This window comes from Mesorhizobium sp. M7D.F.Ca.US.004.01.2.1 (genome assembly GCF_003997785.1).
Classification (GTDB): Bacteria; Pseudomonadota; Alphaproteobacteria; order Rhizobiales; family Rhizobiaceae; genus Mesorhizobium; species Mesorhizobium loti.
Map to the genome: position 1 here is coordinate 1 of NZ_RZRQ01000318.1, position 6,852 is coordinate 6,852.

Here is a 6,852-nt window from a genome sequence, read left to right on the forward strand (position 1 = left end):
CGACGCTGAAGGAAGCCGGCATCGATGTGGAGTTGTTCAACTGGCGCGGCGTCTTCGCACCACCCGGCGTTTCCGATGCCGACAAGGCAGCGATGATCACGCTGGTCGAGACCATGGCCAAGAGCGATGCGTGGGCGACCGAATGCAAGAACCGCAACTGGACGCCTATCCTTCTCACCGGCGACGATTATGCGAAGTTCGTCACCGAGGATTCGGCGCGTATCGAGGCTATCCTGAAAGACCTCGGGCTCGCCTGATCTCCCCTGAAGGGGCGGCACGCGCCGCCCCCTCTCGCATGGACTGCAAAGCCGGCATGAACCTGCGGTAAGGACCGGCGGTGCGATGCCGGGCATCTTCGCCAACCATATTGGGCCAGCTATCCCTGGAGGACAATCATGAGCACCAGCGACCAGCAGGCGGCGCCGCCGCGCCTTGCCGTGCCGGAATTGTTGATCGGCGTCGGGCTCCTGGCCTGCGCGGGCGCGGTCGCCTGGCAGACGCTGGCGATCCCGGTGTCGCCGCTCTACTCGAAGGTCGGCCCGACCGTCTTTCCCTACCTCACCATGGTCGGTCTGGTGGTGCTTTCGCTGTTGCTTATCCTCGCCGCACTTCGCGGCGGCTGGCAGCCGGAGGAGGAAAAGGAAACGCCGACAGACTGGAAGGCGATGGGTTTCGTCGTCATCGGCCTGATCGCCAATCTGCTGCTCATCCAGCCGCTCGGCTTCACGGCGGCATCCATCATCATGTTCGTTCTGGTCTGCTACGGCTTTGGCAGCAAGCGCACGCTGCGCGACGCAGTGCTCGGCCTGATCCTGGCGCTGGCCGCCTATTTCGGCTTCGCCAGGGCGCTTGGCGTCAATATCGGCGCCGGCTTCATCGAGAACCAGCTGAACACGGTCATCGACGCGTTCATCGGCATGTTGAGGGGCTGACGCCATGGAAACGCTCGGACATCTCGCGCACGGCTTCTCGGTTGCCTTCACCCCGGTCAATCTTCTGTGGTGCCTGCTCGGCACCACGCTCGGCACCGCCATCGGCGTGCTGCCCGGTCTCGGGCCGGCGCTGACCATCGCCCTGCTTTTGCCGATCACCTACCAGGTGGCGCCGGAAGCATCCTTCATCCTGTTTGCCGGCATCTATTACGGCGCCATGTATGGCGGCTCGACGACCTCGATCCTGCTCAACACGCCCGGCGAAAGCGCCACCATCGTCACCGCACTGGAAGGCAACAGGATGGCGCGGTCCGGCCGCGGCGGGGCAGCACTTGCCACCTCGGCCATCGGCTCGTTCGTCGCCGGCACGATCGGCACGATGGGCGTCGCCTTCCTGGCGCCGGTGGTGGTCAAGTTCGCGTTGGCCTTCGGTCCGGCCGAATATTTCTCGCTGATGGTGCTGGCCTTCATCACGGTTTCGGCGGTGCTGGGTTCATCCTCTGTGCGCGGCCTGACCAGCCTGTTTGCCGGCTTCGTGATCGGCATGATCGGCGTCGACTTGCAGACCGGCCAGCCACGCTTCACCTTCGGCATGACCGAACTGCTCGACGGCGTCGACGTCATCATTGCCGCCGTTGGCCTGTTTGCCGTCGGCGAGACGCTCTACATGGCTTCGCGCCGCTATGCCGGCAAGGACGAGATCGTGCCGCTGAAGGGCTCGCTCTACATGACAAAAGCCGAATGGGGGCGGTCGTGGAAACCCTGGCTGCGCGGCGCTGCAATCGGCTTCCCGATCGGCGCCATGCCGGCCGGCGGCGCCGAAATCCCGACCTTCCTGTCCTACGCCATCGAAAAGAAGCTGTCGAAGCACAAGGAGGAGTTCGGCACGGTCGGCGCCATCGAAGGCGTTGCCGGCCCCGAGGCTGCCAACAACGCGTCCGCGGCCGGCGTGCTGGTGCCGATGCTGACGCTTGGCCTGCCGACCTCGGCGACGGCGGCGATCATGCTGTCGGCATTCCAGAGCTACGGCATCAATCCCGGGCCGCTGCTTCTGACGACCCAGGGCGACCTCGTCTGGGGGCTGATCGCCAGCCTGTTCATAGCCAACGTCATCCTCGTCATCCTCAACCTGCCACTGATCGGGCTGTGGGTGCGGCTGCTGAAAATCCCGGCGCCGCAGCTCTATGCCGGCATCCTGGTGTTCGCCACGGTCGGCACCTATGGCATTTCGCAATCGCCCATCGACCTCGTCATCCTCTATCTGCTGGGGGCGGCCGGCTTCCTGATGCGGCGTTTCGATTTCCCGACCGCGCCCGTCATCATCGGCATGATCCTGGGGCCACTCGCCGAAACCCAGTTTCGCCGGGCGATGACCATCTCGAATGGCGACTGGTCGGTGTTTTACACCCACAAGCTGTCGCTGACGCTGCTGACGCTCGCCTTCATCGGTCTCGCCGGCCCGCATATCTGGGCCTTCATCGAGCATCGGCGTCGGCGCGGACCGGAGCATGTGCCTGGCGATGCCTGATCGATCCTTGATGCCATGACAGAACTGCTTTCCGGTATCCGCGTCCTCGACCTCACCAACGTCCTGGCCGGCCCCTATTGCGCGTATCAGCTGGCGCTGCTCGGCGCCGACGTGATCAAGGTCGAAGTGCCGCAAGGCGGCGACCTGGCGCGCCAGCTCGGCGGTTCGCCAGAGCTCAACAGCGCCGGCATGGGCGCCTCGTTCCTGGCGCAGAACGCCGGCAAACGATCGGTGGTGCTGGACCTCAAGAAGCAAGCCGATCACGAGCGTTTCCTCGATCTGGTCGCCAGCGCCGACGCACTGGTGGAGAATTTCCGCCCGGGCGTGATGGATCGGCTCGGGCTTGGCTACGAGGCGCTGAAGGCTGTCCGTCCCGGCCTCGTCTATTGCGCGATATCGGGTTTCGGCCAGACCGGGCCAATGCGCGACAATCCCGCCTATGACCAGATCATCCAGGGCCTGTCGGGGATCATGAGCATCACCGGTACGCCGGAGACGGCACCGCTGCGTGTCGGCTATCCCGTCGCCGACACGCTTGGCGGACTGGTCGGCGCGTTCGCCATCGCCTCGGCGCTGGTGCGGCAGAAGACGAGCGGCGAGGGTGCCTTTCTCGACGTCTCGATGCTCGAATGCACGCTTTCCGCACTTGGCTGGCCGGTCTCCAACTATCTGACCGCAGGTGTCGATCCCCAGCCAATGGGCAATGAGAACATGACCGCGGCACCCTCCGGTGCGTTTCGCACCGGCGGAGGGCTGCTCAACATCGCCGCCAACAAGCAGGAGCAGTTCGTGACGCTGTGTCGGCTGATCGGCCGGCCGGAACTGGCCGGGGATGCCCGCTTTGCCGAGCGCGAGACGCGCAAGCACAACCGTGCGGCGCTTAAAGCCGAGATCGAGGACGCCCTGGCGAGCGCCCCGGCGGCAGACTGGGAAGAGACGCTCAATCGTGCCGGTGTGCCCGCCGGCAGGGTGCTGACGATCCCGCAAGTGCTGGCCGAGCCGCAAGTCCTCGAACGCCAGGTGACCACCAATTTTGATGATGTGGCTGGCATGGACAAGCCGCTGACCGTTCTGCGCGGCGGCTTCATGGTCGATGGCGTTGCACCCTTGCCGAGGAAGCCGCCGCCGGCGCTCGGCGAACATATGGGCGAGGTGTTCGCGGACCTGCCACCCCGCGCCAAGGCAAAGGCACGGGCATGAGCGGCACGGAGAAGAAGACTGGCCGCGAGCGCGGCGAGGAATGGTGGCAGACCGATATCATCGAGATGCGGCCGGGCATCATCCGGCTTCGCGGCTACGAGATCCAGGATCTGATCGGCCGCGTCAGCTTCCCAGCGATGATCTGGCTGATGCTGCGTGGCGAACTGCCCAGCGAGGACCAGGCGGCGCTGCTCGGCATTGCGCTCGGTGCCGCCGTCGACCATGGGCCGCAGGCGCCATCGATCGCCATCGCGCGCATGGCGGCAACCTGCGGCGTCGGCATCAACAGCGCCATGGCCTCGGCCATCAACGTTCTCGGCGACGTGCATGGCGGCGCAGGCGAACAGGCGCTTTCCTTCTACGGTGACATTGCCGTGGCGCTCGATGGCGGTGCGACGCTGAAGGAGGCCGTCTTGGCACGGCTCGACCGGTTCTTCGCCGAGGATAAGGGCTATGTGCCGGGGCTCGGACACCGCTTCCATCCCGTCGACCCGCGCGCGCCGCGGCTTCTGGAACTGACCCGCAAATTTGCCGCGCGCGGTGTCGTCAACGGACGTTTTGCCGACATTGCCGAGGCGATCGAGGCGGAGGTCGCGCGGCGCAAAGGGAAAAAGATACCGCTCAACATCGATGGCGCCACCGCCGTCATCTATGGCGAACTCGGCTTTCCGCCGCCGCTGACGCGCGGGCTTTTCGTGCTGTCACGCTCGGTCGGCATCCTGGCGCATGCCTGGGAGCAGTCGCAGCAGGCCGAGCGAAACAAGGGGCCGCTGCCGCGCAAGTGGCTGTGGGCCTATACCGGCACGCCGGTACGCCCGTTTCCCGAAGGGGATGACACCGGCGAGTGAGGCTTTAGGCCTGGTCGACCGGCACAGGCTGAGGAAGCTTCAGCGTCTTCACCAACGTCGAAAGGTCGGGCTCATCGATGAGCATGGCCGCGTCGGCCGGCGCCAGCCAGGCCCGCTGGCGTCGTTTGGCTTCCTGCCAGTCGGCCAGTTCCTCCGTCACCTCAAGCAGATAGACGATGACGTCGACGCGGACAAAGCGGTTGGCCAGCCGCTTCCAGTAGGAATAGGTGCCGGCCGGCTGCTTCAGCGTCTTGCCGAGCACGCCGGCTTCCTCCTGCGCCTCGATGGTGGCCGCCTTGCGTCCGCTCTTGCCTTTCATCGGCCAGCCCTTGGGGACGATGAAGCGTCTGGTGGTTCGCGAGGTAACCAGCATCACCTCGATATCGCCGCGCGCGTTCAGCCGAAACGGAATAGCCGCCACCTGACGGATCCTCTCGCCCTTCTTTGCCTTGCGTACGGCCTTTTTCTTCGTGGCTGCCATTCGTGAATCCAGTCGATGCAATGCCGCATAGCGCGACAAGGCATCGTTGCAAAACCAAAACTTTCGCGTGTGCCGAAAGGCACTCCGAATACATAAGTCGGCTAAATAAATGAAAAAAGCCTGGATGTCAGCGGCAATTGCTCACGGCGGTGGTGCCGATTATCTGCGTCTGGCAGCTTGGCTTGAGTTGCTGCACGACCGGCGGCGCTTGCCGGATGATCTGGCGGTCCTGGGCACGGTACTGCTGCTGTTGCTGCTGGTATTGCTGCCGCTGTACCCTGTTTTGCAGGATTTGCAGGTCGTTCTGCCGGATCAGCGCGTTGTTGCCGGTGGCGGAATCGAGGGCCTGCGCGGAAGCGGGCAGGCAAGCCCCCACCAGCATTGCCGTGGCCAGCATTGCCGATGTGAAGATCGTTGATGGTCGAAGCGCCGACATCCGCTCATTCCCGGGTGAAAGAAATCCTCGCCTTAATATAGGGTGTCTGTCCGGCTGTGCCATATCCAGCGTCGATCGAAACGAAATCGGCTTGTCGGCCACCGAAGGTCGCTTCGCAGCGGCGGAGAATCTGCCGGGCAACCCGCATTGCACTTGACGGAGGCCGTCGATTCGCCGCTCTATCGGGTCGGCGCCGGCCTTGAGCGGAATGGCGTCAATGGCGTCGGCCTGTCCGTCAGGTACAATGGCGCCTTCGGCGAAACGGTTAAACAGAACGCCATCAGCGCATCTCTCGAGGTCAGTTTCCAGCTGGCTCGAGGCGGAGCCGGGTTGGGAGGGGTCTTGATGAGGAAGTACGCATATCTCTTGGCGATGATGGGCGTTGCCTGCGTCGTCGGTGTGCCGGCCGTGGCGGCGCAAACCAAGGGCGACAAGGTGGTCGCGGCGCCGTCCGCCGCCGATGCGCCGCAGCTGCCTGGAGGCGCGTCGGCACTGTCCGAAACCCATGGCGACTGGACGGTCAATTGCCAGATATCGGGCACGACCAAGACTTGCAGCCTGTCGCATCAGCAATTCAACAAGCAAAGCAATCAGCGCCTGCTGGCGATCGAGCTGTCGAGCAAGACCGGCGACGATGCCACGGGAACGCTCGCGCTGCCGTTCGGCCTGGCGCTGGCCAAGGGGGTCAGCCTGACCATCGACGATCAGAAGCTGGACGGCAGCCTGGCATTCAACACCTGCCAGGTCGTCGGCTGTCTGGTGCCGGTGGCGTTCGATGCGACCGTCACGCCGCTGCTGAAATCAGGCACCACCCTGAAGATCGACGCCTTCGCGGCCGACACCGGACAAGCGGTGAGCTTTTCCATTCCGCTCAATGGCTTCGCCGGCGCGCTTGCCCGGACCGCCGAGCTTTTGACCAATTGACCGCAGAGGTCATGCAGAGCTGCAGGACTTAAAGCATGCCGCCTGGATGCCGTCTCGCGGCGGGGGCAGTGCGTCGCTGCAGCAGAACCTGGCGGCAGAACGTCTTTCAGCTCAAACGACGATCGTTTTAAGCCTTTCGGCGATCAGGGCGGCGAGTCGAGCCGCCACTTCGTCCTTGCTCATCTCGGGCCATTCCTCGACGCCGGCCTTGGACACGATCCGCACCCGATTGCGATCGCCGCCCATCACGCCGGAAGGACCGACGCCGCTTCCCTGCGACACGTCGTTGGCAACGATGAGATCGGCGCCTTTCTTCTTGAGCTTGGCCTCGGCGTTGCGCAAAAGATCCTGTGTCTCGGCGGCGAAGCCGATAACCAGCCCGGGTCGTTGGCTGTGATGGCCGACGCCGGCCAGGATGTCGGGATTCTCGACCATGCGCAGCACCGGCGGCCCTTCGCCCGCGACCTTCTTGATCTTCTCATCGGCCGAGTTCTCCGTACGCC

8 protein-coding genes and 1 pseudogene are annotated in these 6,852 nt (G+C 64.5%); 6 read left to right on the plus strand and 3 right to left on the minus strand.

Features of this window, described 5'->3' with window-relative positions:
* The 5 genes and pseudogenes from EN993_RS28780 to EN993_RS28800 form a co-directional block, all read left to right on the plus strand.
* Window positions 1-257 (plus strand): annotated as a pseudogene (locus tag EN993_RS28780) (tripartite tricarboxylate transporter substrate-binding protein); the annotation flags it as partial.
* A gap of 138 nt (window positions 258-395) precedes the next feature.
* Window positions 396-932 carry a tripartite tricarboxylate transporter TctB family protein gene (locus EN993_RS28785; protein ID WP_126070514.1) on the plus strand — a complete coding sequence of 179 codons (537 nt, stop codon included), beginning with the start codon at window positions 396-398 and terminating at the stop codon, window positions 930-932.
* Between the two features lie 4 nt (window positions 933-936).
* On the plus strand, window positions 937-2,460 hold the full coding sequence (locus EN993_RS28790; RefSeq protein WP_127265470.1) for a tripartite tricarboxylate transporter permease: 1,524 nt from the start codon (window positions 937-939) through the stop codon (window positions 2,458-2,460).
* Between the two features lie 15 nt (window positions 2,461-2,475).
* Complete coding sequence (locus EN993_RS28795) at window positions 2,476-3,660, plus strand: CoA transferase (RefSeq protein WP_127265471.1); 1,185 nt, start codon at window positions 2,476-2,478, stop codon at window positions 3,658-3,660.
* Window positions 3,657-4,508, plus strand: coding sequence for a citryl-CoA lyase (locus EN993_RS28800; RefSeq protein WP_127265472.1), 852 nt, complete (start codon window positions 3,657-3,659; stop codon window positions 4,506-4,508). Before EN993_RS28795 ends, EN993_RS28800 begins: the two co-directional genes overlap by 4 nt.
* Before the next feature lie 4 nt (window positions 4,509-4,512).
* Here the strand turns inward: EN993_RS28800 and EN993_RS28805 are convergent, their stop codons facing one another.
* Window positions 4,513-4,989, minus strand: a complete 477-nt coding sequence (locus EN993_RS28805) for an NUDIX hydrolase (protein ID WP_126070510.1) — start codon at window positions 4,987-4,989, stop codon at window positions 4,513-4,515.
* A gap of 127 nt (window positions 4,990-5,116) precedes the next feature.
* Window positions 5,117-5,425 (minus strand): hypothetical protein, encoded by a 309-nt coding sequence (locus tag EN993_RS28810; RefSeq protein ID WP_126070509.1) that lies wholly within the window; start codon window positions 5,423-5,425, stop codon window positions 5,117-5,119.
* Window positions 5,426-5,770: 345 nt separating this feature from the next.
* Between EN993_RS28810 and EN993_RS28815 the strand changes: the two genes are divergently transcribed.
* Complete coding sequence (locus tag EN993_RS28815; protein WP_127265473.1) at window positions 5,771-6,349, plus strand: invasion associated locus B family protein; 579 nt, start codon at window positions 5,771-5,773, stop codon at window positions 6,347-6,349.
* Window positions 6,350-6,460: 111 nt separating this feature from the next.
* Here the strand turns inward: EN993_RS28815 and EN993_RS28820 are convergent.
* Window positions 6,461-6,852: phosphopantothenoylcysteine decarboxylase (locus EN993_RS28820; RefSeq protein WP_281040583.1), on the minus strand; the 392-nt coding region annotated here is incomplete at its 5' end.